Origin of the sequence: Undibacterium sp. 5I2, from assembly GCF_035019605.1 — a bacterium.
Classification (GTDB): Bacteria; Pseudomonadota; Gammaproteobacteria; order Burkholderiales; family Burkholderiaceae_D; genus Undibacterium.
In genome coordinates, this window is record NZ_JASJVS010000012.1 from 43,672 (window position 1) to 59,737 (window position 16,066).

General features: G+C 54.9%; 10 protein-coding genes. 3 read left to right on the forward strand and 7 right to left on the reverse strand.

Going from position 1 to position 16,066, the window contains the following annotated elements; genetic code table 11:
* Window positions 1–85 precede the first annotated feature (85 nt).
* Complete coding sequence (locus QN359_RS06520) at window positions 86–1,579, forward strand: deoxyribodipyrimidine photo-lyase (RefSeq protein WP_322250807.1); 1,494 nt, start codon at window positions 86–88, stop codon at window positions 1,577–1,579.
* 403 nt (window positions 1,580–1,982) lie between these two features.
* On the opposite strand, the gene QN359_RS06525 is transcribed toward QN359_RS06520, so the two are convergent.
* The 6 genes from QN359_RS06525 to QN359_RS06550 all read right to left on the reverse strand — a co-directional run bounded on the left by QN359_RS06525 (window position 1,983) and on the right by QN359_RS06550 (window position 12,378).
* Window positions 1,983–8,051, reverse strand: a complete 6,069-nt coding sequence (locus QN359_RS06525) for an Hpt domain-containing protein (RefSeq protein WP_322250806.1) — start codon at window positions 8,049–8,051, stop codon at window positions 1,983–1,985.
* Between the two features lie 88 nt (window positions 8,052–8,139).
* Window positions 8,140–10,329 carry a methyl-accepting chemotaxis protein gene (locus QN359_RS06530; RefSeq protein ID WP_416200231.1) on the reverse strand — a complete coding sequence of 730 codons (2,190 nt, stop codon included), beginning with the start codon at window positions 10,327–10,329 and terminating at the stop codon, window positions 8,140–8,142.
* A 289-nt stretch (window positions 10,330–10,618) separates the two neighbouring features.
* The gene (locus tag QN359_RS06535) at window positions 10,619–11,203 is read right to left on the reverse strand and encodes a chemotaxis protein CheW (RefSeq protein ID WP_322250804.1); all 585 of its coding nucleotides are present in this window, start codon (window positions 11,201–11,203) and stop codon (window positions 10,619–10,621) included.
* 70 nt (window positions 11,204–11,273) lie between these two features.
* On the reverse strand, window positions 11,274–11,639 hold the full coding sequence (locus tag QN359_RS06540) for a response regulator transcription factor (RefSeq protein WP_322250803.1): 366 nt from the start codon (window positions 11,637–11,639) through the stop codon (window positions 11,274–11,276).
* 65 nt (window positions 11,640–11,704) lie between these two features.
* A complete protein-coding gene (locus QN359_RS06545; protein WP_322250802.1) occupies window positions 11,705–12,106 on the reverse strand; it encodes a response regulator in 402 nt (133 codons plus the stop codon).
* Between the two features lie 119 nt (window positions 12,107–12,225).
* Window positions 12,226–12,378, reverse strand: coding sequence for a rubredoxin (locus QN359_RS06550; RefSeq protein WP_322250801.1), 153 nt, complete (start codon window positions 12,376–12,378; stop codon window positions 12,226–12,228).
* Window positions 12,379–12,543: 165 nt separating this feature from the next.
* On the opposite strand from QN359_RS06550, the gene QN359_RS06555 reads away from it, so the two are divergent.
* Window positions 12,544–13,365, forward strand: coding sequence for a hydroxymethylpyrimidine/phosphomethylpyrimidine kinase (locus QN359_RS06555; protein WP_322251076.1), 822 nt, complete (start codon window positions 12,544–12,546; stop codon window positions 13,363–13,365).
* Between the two features lie 61 nt (window positions 13,366–13,426).
* Window positions 13,427–14,710 (forward strand): glutamate-1-semialdehyde 2,1-aminomutase, encoded by a 1,284-nt coding sequence (hemL, locus tag QN359_RS06560; RefSeq protein WP_322250800.1) that lies wholly within the window; start codon window positions 13,427–13,429, stop codon window positions 14,708–14,710.
* A gap of 11 nt (window positions 14,711–14,721) precedes the next feature.
* On the opposite strand, the gene QN359_RS06565 is transcribed toward hemL, so the two are convergent.
* Window positions 14,722–15,993 carry an amidohydrolase family protein gene (locus QN359_RS06565; protein WP_323493178.1) on the reverse strand — a complete coding sequence of 424 codons (1,272 nt, stop codon included), beginning with the start codon at window positions 15,991–15,993 and terminating at the stop codon, window positions 14,722–14,724.
* Between the last annotated feature and the right edge of the window lie 73 nt (window positions 15,994–16,066).

Here is a 16,066-nt window from a genome sequence, read left to right on the forward strand (position 1 = left end):
GCTGACATTCTAGCAGTTTTAACGGCTTTTTTCGATGTGTGCTATGGTGCAAGACTGACCTTTTTCGACTTTCACGACGTTTTTCATGCCCTCAACTAGCCCTTTATTCGACCACGCGCTGGTCTGGTTTCGCCGCGATTTGCGCGATTTCGACCATGCCGCCCTCTACCACGCACTGCGCCAAAGCAAAGCAGTCACCGGCGTCTTCATTTTTGACCAGCGCATCTTAGCCGCACTGCCACAGAACGACCGCCGACTGGCCTTCATTCATGACAGCGTGCGCGCCCTCCAAGCGGCGCTGGCCGCGGCCGGCGGCACGCTGTTGGTGCGCTATGGCGACCCGGTCAGCGAGATCACGGCACTGGCCAAACAACTGCAGTGCCAAGCGGTATACGTCAATCATGATTATGAACCGAGCGCCAAGGCGCGCGATACGGCCGTGGCAGCAGCGTTAGCGCAGCAAGCCTGCGCCTTGTTCAGTTTCAAAGACCAGGTCATCTTTGAAAAAGAGGAAGTACGCTCGCTGGCCGGCACCCCTTTTTCGGTGTTCACACCGTATAAAAACGCTTGGCTGAAAAAATTACACGGGCATCAACAAGATTTTTATACCCAGCCGTATCGCGTCGACCGCTATGCCCAGCACTATGCACCCGCGCTAATGCCGGATTTAGCAGCGCTGCCTGGCTTGGCAGAAATGGGCTTTGCCGAAGCACAGAGTCCCAGCGGCATACCAAGCGGCATGCAGGGCGGGGCTCAGTTGCTCGAAGATTTTTTACCACGTTTGGCACGCTACGACCAAACGCGTAATTTTCCAGCTATCAAAGGACCCTCGTATTTATCGATGCATTTACGCTTCGGTACGGTATCGATACGCCATTTGGTCCGCACGGCGGTTGAGGCAGTCCGGCGCGGCAGCAATACCGGTGCCGAAGTTTGGCTGTCGGAATTGATCTGGCGCGATTTTTATTTCATGATTCTCGATCATCACCCACACGTCTGCGAACGCGCCTTCAAACCGGCTTATGAGGCCATCGTATGGGAACAAGGCCCACTGGCTGACACGCTGTTTCAAGCTTGGTGCGAAGGAAAAACCGGCTACCCGCTGGTCGATGCCGCCATGCTGCAACTCAATCAAACCGGTTACATGCATAACCGCTTGCGCATGGTGACGGCATGCTTTCTGATCAAAGATCTCGGCATAGACTGGCGCCGCGGCGAAGCTTATTTCGCCTTGCATTTGAATGACTTCGATTTGTCGGCCAATAATGGCGGCTGGCAATGGGCGGCCTCAACCGGTTGCGATGCGCAACCGTATTTCCGTATTTTCAATCCCATCATGCAATCGGAAAAATTCGATGCCGATGGTAAATTCATCGCGCGCTACCTGCCGCACTTAGCCGGACTGGATAAACGCAGCATCCACGCGCCGTGGAAAGCCGCGCCTTTACTGTTGCAACAAGCCGGCGTGCGGCTAGGCGACAACTACCCTTACCCGGTGGTCGAACACGATGCGGCGCGCCACGCAACTTTAGCGCGTTATGCTGTGGTGAAGCAAGCGGGTGTGCCTGAACTGGACTGATGCCTTGGGCTTGGCGATGGCGGCAAAAATTTGATTGTTTGTCGATGGTAAGCCGCCGCGCTGATTTTTCGCGCGCTTGCAACAAGTCAGCATCATTACCCCAATCGCCAACAAGGCCATTCCTGCGCGCTTGTGGCCGGAATCCAGCGACGTTCGTGCTTAACTGAAAATGCCAGAAATGATGCTGTTTTCAGTGCTGAAAACGACACTAGGTTCCCGCCAAAGGTATGCGGTGTGGTAGATGTAAAAAATGTCCGTCCGACGTTTGCGACAGCCTCTGAAGTGCGGGGTTTCAAACCCTGGGGAAGCGCAGATTCTTAAAAAAAGGCCAGCAAAAATTTCTGCTGGCCCTTCTTTTTTTTTCACGCAACAAGCCGAAAATCTCGACCGTCTCAGCCCATCATTAACGGTTCTCACCGATGAAGCCAACGATGGCCTCAAGCAAATCATCTTCGCGGTAAGGCTTACCGAAATATTCATTGACCCCAAGTTCACGCGCATAGTTGCGATGCTTGTCGGCTGTGCGCGAAGTGATCATGATGATGGGAATGTGGGCGGTACGCGCATCGCTGCGCACATTGCGCGTCAGATCGAAGCCATCCATACGCGGCATTTCAATATCGACCAGCATCACGTCGGGGGTAATCGATTGCAACTGTTCAAGCGCATCAATACCGTCTTTCGCCAAGATTACTTGATAGCCTTCGCGCGCCAGCAAGCGCTGAGTGACGCGTCGCACCGTCAGCGAATCATCGACCACCATCACCGTATGTTGGGTACGTAAGCCTTGCACCGGTTCGGCCGGCAACTGTGGTGAATGTTCTTGCAAATCGGCAACGGCACCCATTTCATGTCCAAGCTGTGGCAGGCGCAATTGTTCAGCTTCCCATTTTTGCGCCAGCGGTACCGGATTGATGATCAGTACGATGTCACCGGAACCGAGCACGGTGGCACCGGCTACGCCGGGCATACGGGCCAGTTGCGGTCCGATGTTTTTTACCACCACCTCACGATTACCGACGATATCGTCAACGTGGATGGCGACCCGCTCGGTACCGTTTTTCATGATTAACAGCGGCGAATACTGCTGTGCCAACGGCACGGCATCGCGCTGGCCTAACAAGGCCGATAAATAATGCATGGGCACGCGCTGATTTTGCCACTGCACCGAGCGCTCATTATAAGCCGTCGCCAGTGCATGGGCTTTCAACTGCTGCACTTGTTCCACCAAGACTGATGGCACGGCGAAGGTACGGCCGCCGGAACTGAGCAGTACCACTTGGGTCACCGCCAGTGTCAATGGTAAGCGTATCGTGAATTCGGCACCGCTGCCGGCCACGCTGGCGACTTCCACCCGACCGCCGAGCGAGGCCGCTTCGGAACGGACCACGTCCATCCCAACGCCGCGCCCAGCCAGTTCGGTGACTTCGACTGCGGTGGAAAAACCGGGCTCGAAAATCAAACTGGCCATGTCGGAGTCGGCTAACTGTTCATCCAATCCGAGCAAGCCGAGCTTGTGCGCCTTATCGCGGATGTCGTCGAGATTCAAACCCTGGCCGTCATCCTTGAAGCGGATCACCACTTCATTGCCTTCCTGCCGCACTTCTATCTGTAATTCGCCGGTCTCATCCTTGCCATGATCGCGCCGCACTTGGCGTGATTCAATGCCATGGACAATTGCATTGCGCAGTAAATGTTCGAATGGTCCGACCATTTTTTCCAACACACCACGATCCATTTCGACGTTACCACCGCGAATATCGAGATTGACGCGCTTATCGATTTCTTTGGCAGTCTGGCGCGTGACGCGATACAAACGCTCTGTCACGCTGGCGAAAGGAATCATACGAACCCGCATCAAATCCTGTTGCAGTTCGCGGGTCAAGCGTGCTTGCACATGTAAATTGCCGGACGCGCCGTCGATGGTGCGGGTCAGATTGGTCTGCACGGTGGCGACGTCGCTGACGCTTTCGGCCATCATACGCGTCAATTCCTGCAAGCGCGTAAAGCGGTCAAATTCCAGCGGATCGAATTCACGATCGGCCGAATGCGCCATGCGTGAGGTGATCTGGGTTTCGGCTTGAATTTCGACTTCGCGCAATTGGGCGCGCAAGCGGCTGACGTTTTCCGTCAATTCGCTTAAAGAACTGCGCAAGGTGCCGACTTCATTCTCCAAGCGCGAACGTGAAATCGACACTTCACCAGCTTGATTGACCAAACGATCGAGTACATCGGCGCGCACCCGCACCAAAGTCACCGGTGCCGCCGGTGCCGCGGCTGCGCGCGCCGCGACCGCATGGAGCGGCGTCGCAAACGGCTGCACTACGCCACTCGGCAGGCTGGTCGGCACAGCGACAGGCTCGCTGACGGCCGCGACCTGGGCTTCTTGAAATTGGTCGAGCTCTTGCGCAGCCGTCAATACTTCGGGTAAGCCATCGTCGGCATACACTTCCGGGTGTTGCAAGCGATCGAACAATTGCATGCTCAAATCATGACGCGTCAACAAATCTTCGAGCAAAGGTCCACGTGCCGGAGCAGGGACGAGCATCAGATTTTCGATCCGTGTTTCCATGTCATGGATATGCTGTCCGAGTGCCATGGCACCGGCCATACGGGCACTACCTTTCATGGTGTGCATGAGCCGGGCGATCGCCTGCAAAGTGGCGGCATCATCGGGCTGCTCTTGCGAGCGGCGCAATAATTGCTCAATCATAGGCAAGAGATCGAGGCCTTCTTCGATAAACACCGGCAGTAAATCGAGATCGAGATCGTCCTTGATTTGCAAGGCCGAATCAGTCAGCTGCGCCGTGCTTGCCGGCGCATCGAACGCAGCAGCATGTCGTCCCTCAGGCAACGCTGCGACCAGTTCAGCGGCGCCAGCCACCCCGGCCAAATCGGCCAGGTCGAGTTTTTCATTGGTCGAGGTAATGAATTCTTCATCGGCACCGGCAGCGGAACGGGCGATCACGTCGGCCAGTAAGATCTCGAGTTGGTGCACCCGTTCGCTGGCAAATTCAGCAATTTCTGACAAGGCAAATTTCTGCAACATGTTGCGCGCGGTGTCTAAGGCCAGCTCGAGTAAATCATATTCACTCACCAACAACTCCACCGGATGGCGCTCCAGTCTTTGCAATACCATTTCCAAACTGTGGGCCAATTCTTGCAGCGGCTTGAGACCGACGGTGGCGGAACTGCCGGCTAAAGTATGGCTGGCATGGATCGCATGGGTGGTGACATGCCGATACGGTTCATGCCGCCATTCGGCGAAATCTTGCGACAGAAAACGCACGATTTCATCGGTCTCTGCCATATAAATTGAATACAGCGGCAGGCTGATTTCGAGCTCACCGATACGCTTGATATTGTCATCGAGACCAACGGCTGCGCGGCTTTGCTCGGGAAAACCGATGATTTGGGCACTGCTTGAGGCGGCAATGGATTCCGGCAGCACGCTTTCGAGCGGCGCAGCTTCGACGGTTTCTTCGGCCACTGCGGCTTCGGCTACGGCCGCTTCGATCTCTGCTTCTGCTGCCACTGCTGGTTGGTTCACTGTTTCTGCGCCGATGAACTCATCGGCCAGATCGGCTTCGGCTACGCTGGCGGCAGCGAGCTCGCTGGCCATCGCCGGTTCCAACTCGGTCACCAGCGAACTGGCCAACCAATCTTCCAGACTAGGCGTCGGCGACAGATCGAGCAGCGGCTCTGGTATCGGCGTGAGTTCACTCTGCGGCTCGGCCAGCGCCGCCAAGGTGGCGCTGGCAGTCTGCTGCGCGACATCGCTGGCCAGCAGTGCTTCAAAATCATCGGCGTCGGCGTCGGCCTCTGCTGGTACGGGTAAATCGAGCAGCAGCAATTCGTCGAGATCATCCGCCTTCGCGACAGTCGGCTCTTCGATCGCCGCCACCGCAGGCAGTGCCTCTGCTACTGGCGTAATTTCGGCAATCTCGGCCAGCTCGGCAATCTCACTATGCTCCGCCGGCAAGCCGGCTTGTAATCGCTCGGCAGCGGCAATCAGGGCCGCGCCATCGCGTGAGGAGTAAGCGCTTTGTTTGAGTTCGGCCACCCAGCGCGTCATTTCCAGCGCACTGTGTTCGAGCAAAGTATACAAAGCATCGCTGCCACTACGCGACTCCGACAACCACAGATTCATGACTTGCTCAACGCTCCACGCTGCCGCACCGAACACCGGCAAACCGACCATGCGGCTGCTGCCTTTCAAGGTGTGGAACGAGCGCCGCAAGCTGGTCAGATAGGCTTGGTTGTCGATGTCCTTGCGCGCGCTCGGCAACGTAAGTTCAACGAATTCCAGCACTTCTTCGGCTTCGGTGAGAAAAATATCGAGTAATTCGGCATCGACGGCGGCTTCGCTGTTCGGCAATACTACCGCCAGCAAAGGCTGGGATTCCGGATTAGCGATCGTCGCTGTCACGATGTCTTGCAAGTCGGCGGCTGAGTGTGGCTGGCCGGCTTGGCCGAGCAAATCGATGGCGGTGGCAGCACGTTCGCTGGCATCGGCATCGTCGAGCACATGGGCGACCGCGCGTTCGGATTCGAGCGAATCGATCAATTGCGTATGCAAGCTTTGGTCATCGGGATGGGCCGCCAGCGATACCGCCAAACGCGCCGATTCCTGCTGCTGCTGGGTCAATTCTTGTTCCGCCGTCGCCGCCGCCGGCAAGGCCGTCGTCAGTTCGAGTCCATTCGCTGGCAGTAATGCCTTGTTCGCCACCGCCTCGAGCAAGTTGGAACGGAACACTCCAGCCTCGGTATCAAAGCTGAATTTTTTCTTGGCCGTCTCGGGTTGCGACTGCAGAGTTTCGATGAAAAAACTCAGGGCACCGATATTTTGTGCCACCGTTTGATGCGTCTGGGCTTGGCCAGCGCGCTCCTCGGGGGCGGCGGCGGCCAATCCGGCGATCAATTGACGGGTATGTTCCACCGCTTGCATGGCGACATCTTGATCGAGCATCGCCAGCGCACCGCCGACTTGATGCAAGATGCTGTCGACCGAGCTCAGCGTGGCGGTCTGGCTAGTGTCGCGGAAGTAATCGTCGAGGATCTTTTCAACCTGGCGCAAGCTGGTTTGCATTTCACCGACCAACACCCCCATGGTTTGACGCTGCTGCGCTTCGCGTGAAATTTCGCCCATCCATGGCGCTTGTGAAGCCGGTTCATCACCCGATACCACCGACAACAAACGCGCCGTAATTTCGTCGGCACGCTCAGAAAAATGCGCCGGCAAGCGCGTAATTTGGTCCAATGCCGTTTCGATGAATAACAGGCTGGTGGCCAATTCCAAACCGAGTTTGCTGCTTTCGGCAGTGTGCGCGACATGGCGTGCGATGCCGCTCAATTCACGCAGCAGCTTGGCCAAGGCTGGGGCATTGAGCTGGCCACTGGTTTCGGCCAAGTCTTTCATTTTTTGCGAAAATTTGTCGGCCAGCGTGGTCTCACCATTGGCGATACGGCCCCACAAATTTTTCACCGTAGTCAATTGTTCTTTCGCCGTACTGAGTACGCCGGCGGCAATCTGACCGTAATTTTTTTGATTGTAATCGAGCGGCACTTGGTTGGCCAGCGAGTAGGCCTGGCGTATGCTGGCTACGAATGGTGAAGGTTCACTGACCTGTGCCAAGAAAAACAAGGCATCTCTGAGCAAGCGCTCCGGAATCGCCTGCACACCATCGAGCAAACGGCGAATTTGCAGGTTGATGCGACCGAAAATTTGTTTCACGTATTGCTGGTTTTCTATCCCACCCTGCGCCACCGCTTCGGCAAACGCCGACATCACCACCCAAAAGGCTTTGGCTTGTGGGTTACTCTGCATTTGCTCGATTTCTTTGAGCACGATGCGAATCGCTGCGGCCGCTTCTTGCTGTTGCGCCAGTTCTTTACTGGTCAGCAGTGTTAACAGTGCTTTTTCAAAACGTCCGCGCAAGCCGGTGTAATCGGCCGGTGCGCTTTGCAGCGTGACGGTCAGTTCCGGAATTTTTTCGCGCATCGATAAGGCAGGGAAAAACAGATCGGCCGGGTGAATCCGGTCGGCACCTTTGAGTTCCAACAGCGCGCGGTAATACGGAAACAAGCGCACCGGCTGATGTGCCGCGCCCGACAACAGATCTTCCAGATAACGCAAGACCGCATGGAAAGCATCGAGAATCACCTCAACATGCTCGGCACGCATTTCCAACTGTTCCATTTGCAAACGATCGATCACATCTTCTATCGTTTCCGTCACCATAGAGACACCGTCGATATCGACGATTTGCAAAGCACCGTGCGCTTGATGCAAGTAACTTTTGGCGTGCAACAGCGAAGTCGAGCGACTGTCTGCATCTTGCGTCAGTGCTTGCGTGAGCATTTTGCCCGCGTGGGTCACTGCTTCACGCACTTCCGCCATGACCCAGGAAAGCGGTCCGGTATCGAACTGTTCCTGGGCTTGTTGTGGCGAATTGGAAAAATCGACTGTCATGCGTACTCCGCAAACTCAAGAGGCGATGACATGCCGTCACCGCCTGGCAAATGTGATAGAACCTGACAACGGTTCTCAGATGGAAAAATCAGGCAGTGACGCGGAAACGTGAAACGGAATTTTTCAATTCTTCCGCTAACATCGCGAGCTGCTTAATGGAATCCGCCGTTTGTTGGGTGCCGCTTTGGGTTTGTTCGGTAATGGTCAGAATATGCTGAATATTTTGCGCCACACCATTGGCCGAGGTAGCTTGCTGTTCAGTAGCCAGAGAAATACCTTGAATCAGCTCGGCCAAACGGTTGGAAACGCTACGAATTTCCGACAAAGCCGTACCGGCCGCATCCGACAGTTTCGCCCCTTCGACCACACCCTGAGTGGATTTTTCCATCGCCGCCACTGCATCATGGGTATCGGTTTGAATGGTACGAACCAGCGCACCGATCTGTTTGGTCGCTTCGGCCGAACGTTCCGCCAAGCGCTGCACCTCTTCCGCCACCACCGAGAAGCCGCGCCCGGCTTCGCCGGCTGAAGCGGCTTGAATCGCTGCGTTCAAGGCCAAGACGTTGGTTTGTTCGGTAATATCGGAAATCAGTTCAGTGATTTCACCAATTTCCTGCGAGGATTCACCGAGACGTTTAATCCGCTTGGAAGTTTCCTGAATTTGTTCGCGAATTTCATTCATGCCCGAGATCGCATTTTCCACCGCATGCGCGCCTTGTTCCGCCGCTACCACCGACTGCCGCGCTACTTCGGCCGATTCATTGGCAGAGCGCGAGACATCGGTAATTTCGGCCGCCATGGCCAAAACGATTTGACCGGCATCAGAAATTTCACGCGATTGCTGTTCCGAAGCGTCAAGCAAATCGTTCGAAATATTCTGCGCCTGATTCGACGCCGCCGTCACTTGCTCAGCCGTATTGGTTACCCGCCCTACCAGACCGCGCAACTCTTCCACCGTGTAGTTAACCGAGTCGGCAATCGCGCCGGTAATGTCTTCGGACACCGTCGCTTGCACCGTCAAGTCACCATCAGCTACTTCTTGCAATTCATTCATCAGTCGCAAAATCGCTGCCTGATTCTGATCATTTGCTGCCTTCGCCTCGACTTCTTGTTGCTGCGCTTGCATCATCTGCGCAGCCGTGTCTTTTTGACGTTCATTCGCTTCTTTGGCGCGGTTACGGCTATCCTGCAGCAAAACCAAGGCAATCCCGACCGCAGCCAGCAAGGCAACGGCGGCCGACACCAGCATGAGCCAGAAGGAGGTGCTGACCGAATCTTGCTCGGACGTGTAAGCCTTTTGCAACTTGGTCAGCTTATCTTTCAACTCTTCGTTTTCATTAAACAGCAATTGTTCAGATTGTTTCGCTGCGATAAAGTTTTGCAAGTTACCGAGAATGCTCGAAACCGAGCCTTGATAATCGACGAAAGTCTTTTGCAATTCTTCCAGTTTATCGCGGGTATCGGCATCTTTACTCATACTCAGACGCAGTACTTCACTGCCTTTGAGGAAGCCGTCAACCAAATCGCGGAAGGTATTGGTATCTTTACCGAGCAAGAACGCAGTTTCCGGATTGACACCCTCGGAAGTCAGAAATTCATTGGCACTCCGACCTAAACGCTGAGTCAACATAACCAACTGGCCGGAGGCGGAAATTTCACGTGCGGAACCGCCGCCTTGTACTTTGAGCGTGGAAATTTGTTCGGTCAGTTCCAACAATACCGGCGAGAGACCATTGAGCTTTTGCAGTGTTTGACCAAAGCCGGTCAATTCTTTACGACGCAGCAAAATCGTTTCCGAGGCCTTGTTCGAGTTTTGCCAGCTTTTCACTGTTTCCATCAACACCGGTTCAAACGCGGCAGCGGCCTTGTCGACGTTACGGCCTTGATAATTACCGCCTTTGAGCAGAATATTCAAATCGGCATTAATTTCTTTGCGACTGTTTTCCAGCTGTTTAAACGCTTCAACATTACCTTGAATCGCATTCGGTGCCGCTTTACCGATACGTTGCGAGTGCATCAGCACGTCACCGGCAATCTGCACCTGAGTCGACACCAAGGCCGACTGACTGGCATTGAGCCAAACGAAAAACGCCCCGGCTACCAGCGCCAGCGCCATGGTAATCGAGAGCACGCGCATTTGCTGCTGCAAGCTCATCGCACCGATCAGTGGCAAGCGCAGATCGCCGCCTTTTTCCAGCGCATCACCGATGAAGGTCGCATCGGCGCGATTTTCTTGGCGAGTGAATGAGGCGGCGGGGGCGGCGTCAGGCGTGAGCATCTTCACATTGCTCGCTTCTTCCACGTCGACGGCATCCGCATTCGCATTCGCATTCGCAAAAGATCGTGCCACCACTTCTGCTCCGTCGATTGTCGGATTTTCTTTTCTTTTGGACAAGAACGGTAGATTAAATGCCATTACTGAGTCTCCTAAACGATGGACAAACTTTCAGTTTTGCTTGAAATACAAACTGAATGTGATAAACCGCAACAGTTGCAAAATCACTTTTGCACCAGACGCCGCATAAATCCCGGTGGGCCTTGCCCGCTGGAATCTGCGCCGCGCTTCCCTATAAGCCTATGTGCAAAAAATCCTGATCTTGTAGCAAGACCGACAGACTCAGTGCGTACCAAAAATTTCCATCCCGATCGCGGAATTTGCGCGATAACCACGCCCGCTGATCGTTTCCATGCTGGTCGAAGACGACTTCTTCCATATCAGCAATATTACGCAAGCCCAACACCTGCGAAACCAACAAGCCACTGTTGAACGCCAAAGCGGGAGCAAAAGCGACAATGCGCGAACTGGCATCGCGATTGGTCACATCATGTCCTTGAAAACGTGGCAAATCGACGACGCTGGTCAAATTACCGCGAATATTCGACAAACCGACATACCAGTCTTTAGTCAGAGGAACCGACATCAGCGAACCGGTACTGACGATTTCGCCGGATTCGCGCAAATCCAACAAGTAGCGCAAGGGCCCGACCAAGATACCCAACTGATTAACCTGGGTAAAGTCGCCACGTTGTGCTGCCTGCATACGCTCGACCAACTGCGCCTGAAATTCACGCAAGCGCGTGCGCCGCAAACCACGGGGAGCTTGTTTCGTTTCTACAGGAACAACGACAGGGTCATTCAAATTCTGGGGCATGAACGGATCCGAGAGGGTCTGACTGATAAGAAATCGGTGTAGGTCAGACCGCTGATCTACACCGCAGCGCTTAACCGAGCGCGGCTATTTTGGCCAACAATTCTTGCGGATCGATAGGCTTAACCAAATAATCGCGTGCACCTTGGCGCAACCCCCAAATACGGTCTGTTTCTTGATTTTTACTCGTGCAGATAATCACCGGCACATCTTGTGTTTCCGGATCTTTGGCGATCGCGCGCGTGATTTGGAAACCGTTTTGACCTGGCATGACCACATCCATCAAGATCAGTTGCGGTTTATCAGCCTTGATTTTAGCCAGGGCCTCTTCGCCGTTTTCTGCAGTCGAAACGGAAAAACCGTGCTTGACCAGCACGTCGGTCAGAAAATAGCGCTCTGTCGGCGAGTCATCCACTACTAAAATTTTCTGAATAGCCATATGTCTTACCTTACTTAAAACTGGAATAATCGACGCCGCCAAGTGGCAGCGCCATGTTTGAAAGCTTACTTCGTGTTCGATGCAGAGGTGTAATTCCTTACCGTTTTCAACAAGCTGTCTTTGGTAAACGGTTTGGTCAAATATTCGTCCGAACCGACCATGGCACCGCGGGCGCGATCGAACAGCCCATCTTTAGACGACAGCATGATCACCGGCGTATCGCGAAACTTGGCGCTTTTTTTAATCAAGGCGCAGGTTTGATAGCCATCGAGCCGCGGCATGAGGATGTCGCAAAAGATCAAATCCGGATGCGAGTCATTGATCTTTGCCAAAGCATCGAAGCCATCTTCGGCCAGCACAATCTTATATCCGGCTTGCCCGAGAAAGATCTCGGCCGACCGACGTATCGTACTGCTGTCGTCGATCACCATGATCTTCAAGTTTTCATCGCTAGCCGAAATTGACATAAAATCATCTCTTCACATTGAGTAGTAGCAAGCTGCCACTCTAACAAAGAAAGTTGCCGTAGCGCCTGTTTTTCCAACAATAAACTTTTAAAGCCAACCAAAAAAATACAAAAACGCGGTTAAATTACCACCATTTCAAAATCTTCTTTGCGTGCACCGCATTCCGGACAGGTCCAATTCATCGGCACATCTTCCCAACGGGTACCGGCAGCGATGCCTTCATCGACCAAACCTTGCTCTTCGGAATAGACCCAGCCACAGATCAGGCACATCCACGTTTTCCATTCCCCGCCGGCGTTTGCGCTGGTGCTTACGCTTGTGCTTATATTATCAATCACGACTAAAACCCTTCAATCAAGTAAAATATTCAACTTACCAAGTCCCCATCTGACGCGCAGATGCAAATCAACCCAACCGGCTATAGTAATCTACCCAACGTGCAAAACCAAATTTCTCCGCTTATTGTCAGCTTCGGCGCCGCCGATCCGGTTGCCGCCACCGGTTTATTCGCCGATTTAGCCACATTCGCAGCCATGGGCTGTCATGGCCTGCCCATCGTCACCGCCATTCTCACCGGTGACACCGCGCAGATCGACAGCATTCACGGCATGGAAGCCGATTTGGTCGATGAACAGGCACGCACCATACTCGAAGACATGGTCGTCACCGCCTTCAAGGTCGGGCAAGTCGGCAGCGTCGAGAATGTCACGGTGATCGCCGAAATCGTTTCTGATTACCCCGATTTTCCCATGGTTCTCGATCCCTTCAATACCGCCTTGACCGAACAAATCCCAGAAGCCGAAGACTTGGCGCTGGCGATACGCGAATTACTGATCCCTCAGGCCGGTCTGTTGCTGATTTCGGCGGTCGAGCTGGCGCGCCTGTCCGAAACTTGGAAAGACAATGCCGAAGCCGAAGCCGACGACTTAAGCGTTGATGCCATGACCCTGATCGAATCCGGCTGCCAATTTGTGCTCGTCACCGGCACGCCCGGTGCGACCGGCGAGGTCGCCAACACCCTCTTTGGCGAAACCGGCCAAGTACGCAGAGACGTATGGCCGCGCATCCCCGGTTCGTTTGCCGGGGCCGGGTCAACCTTATCGGCTGCCATCACGGCTTTACTGGCCAATGGCTTGGAAATTCCCGAAGCAGTACTCGAAGCACAAGAATTCACCCAAGCTGCAGTCAGCCATGCGCAACAACTGGGTATGGGAAAAATGATTCCCGACCGGTATTTCTGGGCCCGCGAAAGCGACTAAGCCAAGCGCGCGCTCAGGCGACCTGCGCTTGCCACTCCTTATTTTATCCAAAGTGATTACCATGAACAATAATGAAATCCTGTTTGCCCGTGCCCAGAAAACCACTCCGGGCGGCGTCAACTCGCCGGTACGAGCGTTTCGTTCAGTCGGCGGCACACCGCGTTTCATCCGCCGTGCCGAAGGTGCCTACTTCTGGGATGCCGAAGATCGACGTTACATCGACTACATCGGTTCCTGGGGCCCGGCCATCGTCGGCCATGCCCATCCTGAGGTAGTCGCAGCGGTACAAGAGGCGGCGGCACGCGGCCTGAGTTTCGGTGCGCCGACCGAAGGCGAAGTCTTGATGGCCGAAGAAATTTGCCGACTGGTACCGGGCATAGAACAAGTGCGCTTGGTCTCGAGCGGTACGGAAGCGACCATGAGCGCGCTGCGTTTGGCACGTGGCGCCACCAAACGCGACAAAATCATTAAATTCGAAGGCTGCTACCACGGCCATGCCGACGCCTTGTTGGTGAAAGCCGGCAGCGGCTTACTCACCTTCGGCAATCCTACCTCGGCCGGGGTGCCGGAAGATTTCAGCAAACACACGCTGGTGCTCGACTATAACAATTGCGAGCAACTCGAAGAAGTATTCGCCCGCATCGGCGACCAAATCGCCTGCATCATCGTCGAGCCTATCGCCGGTAATATGAACCTGATACGCGCGAGCGCAGCATTCATCGCCACCATGCGCCGTTTATGTACCGAACATAAAAGTATTCTGATTTTCGATGAAGTCATGTGCGGCTTTCGCGTCGACTTACACGGTGCACAAGCGCTGTATGGTGTGGTCGCCGATCTGGTATGCATGGGCAAAGTCATCGGCGGCGGTTTGCCGGTGGCGGCCTTCGGCGGCAGCGCCGCATTGATGGGGCATATGGCACCGCTGGGCGGCGTGTATCAAGCCGGTACCTTGTCCGGCAATCCGGTGGCGGTGGCGGCTGGCATGACCACGCTGAAAATCATACAGCAAGCGGGCTTCCATGAACTGCTGAGCCAACGCACACGGCGCTTGGTCGATGGCTTATCGGCAGCGGCCGCCGCCGCTGGCGTCACATTTTGCGCCGATGCCGTCGGTGGCATGTTCGGCCTGTATTTCGCCGCCAGCATTCCAGACTCGTATGCCGCCATGATGGCCAGCGACAAAGAAAAATTCAATCGCTTCTTCCATCTCATGCTCGACGCCGGCGTCTATCTGGCCCCCTCAGCCTTCGAAGCCGGCTTCGTCTCGATTGCGCATGATGAAGCCATCATCGACGCCACCATCGCGATTGCGGCGACAGCTTTTGCGCAGATGGCAGCATAAGCAAAGCACGCTTACACGCGAAAATTCACCTGCCCTGGCCGCTGCGGCAAATGCAATTGCGTTTGCACGCGCGGCGTTGCGCTGATCACGACGCCGCGCCGTATCACGTAACGGCGTACCGGCCGCAAACGTAAGGCTTCGATCGTATCGCCGGCATCGAGAATGACAAAATCAGCGTGGCAGCCGAGCTGCAAACCATAGCCTTCGAGCCCGAGGATACGCGCCGGTGTCGTCGTGATCGCGGCAAAGCAGGCACGCATGGCGGCACGCCCGGTCATCTGCGCTACATGCAAACCCATCTGCGCCACTTCCAACATATCGGCGCTGCCGAGGCTGTACCACGGATCCATCACGCAATCATGACCAAACGCGACATCTATTCCGGCCGCCATCAATTCCGGTACTCGCGTCATGCCACGTCGTTTCGGATAGCTGTCGTGCCGCCCTTGCAGTGTGATATTGATGAGCGGGTTGGCGATCGCAGCGACGCCAGCCTCACGTATCAGCGGCAGTAATTTACTGACATAATAATTATCCATCGAATGCATCGAGGTCAGATGCGATGCCGCCACCCTACCCTGCATGCCGAGTCGATGGCTGTGAAAGGCCAAGCTTTCAATATGGCGCGATTGTGGATCATCCGACTCATCGCAATGCATGTCGACACGCAAGCCTTGTTCCGCCGCGAACTCGCACAGCAAGCGTACCGATTCTGCCCCCTCAGCCATGCTGCGTTCGAAATGCGGAATGCCGCCAACCACATCGACTCCCAGCGCAATCGCACGACGCAAATTCGTCATGGCATTTTTACTGCGCAACAGTCCATCTTGGGGAAACGCTACTAATTGCAAATCGAGATAGGGTGCAACCAAGCGCCGCACCTCCAACATCGCTTCGACGGCCAGCAAACGATCATCGCAAATATCGACATGCGAACGAATCGCCAGCAAGCCTTTGCCGACGGCCCAATCACAGTAACGCAGCGCGCGCGCAATCAAGGCATCTTGCGTCAGAGTCGGCTTCAATTCGCCCCATAATTCTATGCCCTCCAGCAAGGTGCCGGATTGATTATGCCGCGGCAAGCCGAGGCTGAGCACCGCATCGAGGTGGAAATGCGCATCGACAAATGGTGGACTGAGTAAATCGCCAGCGGCATCGAGTTCAGGACAATCAGATACCGCCAGTGCCGGGCCGATAGCGGCAATGCGGCCGTCGCGCACCAAGATGTCGATGCCGTGTTGCCCATCGGGCAGGGTGGCATTGCGAATCACCAATTCAGACATGTTTGATCCTTTTCATTAAAGTTACAAAAACCCCGCACTCCGATACCTATCCTACGGCATAATCCGACAACAG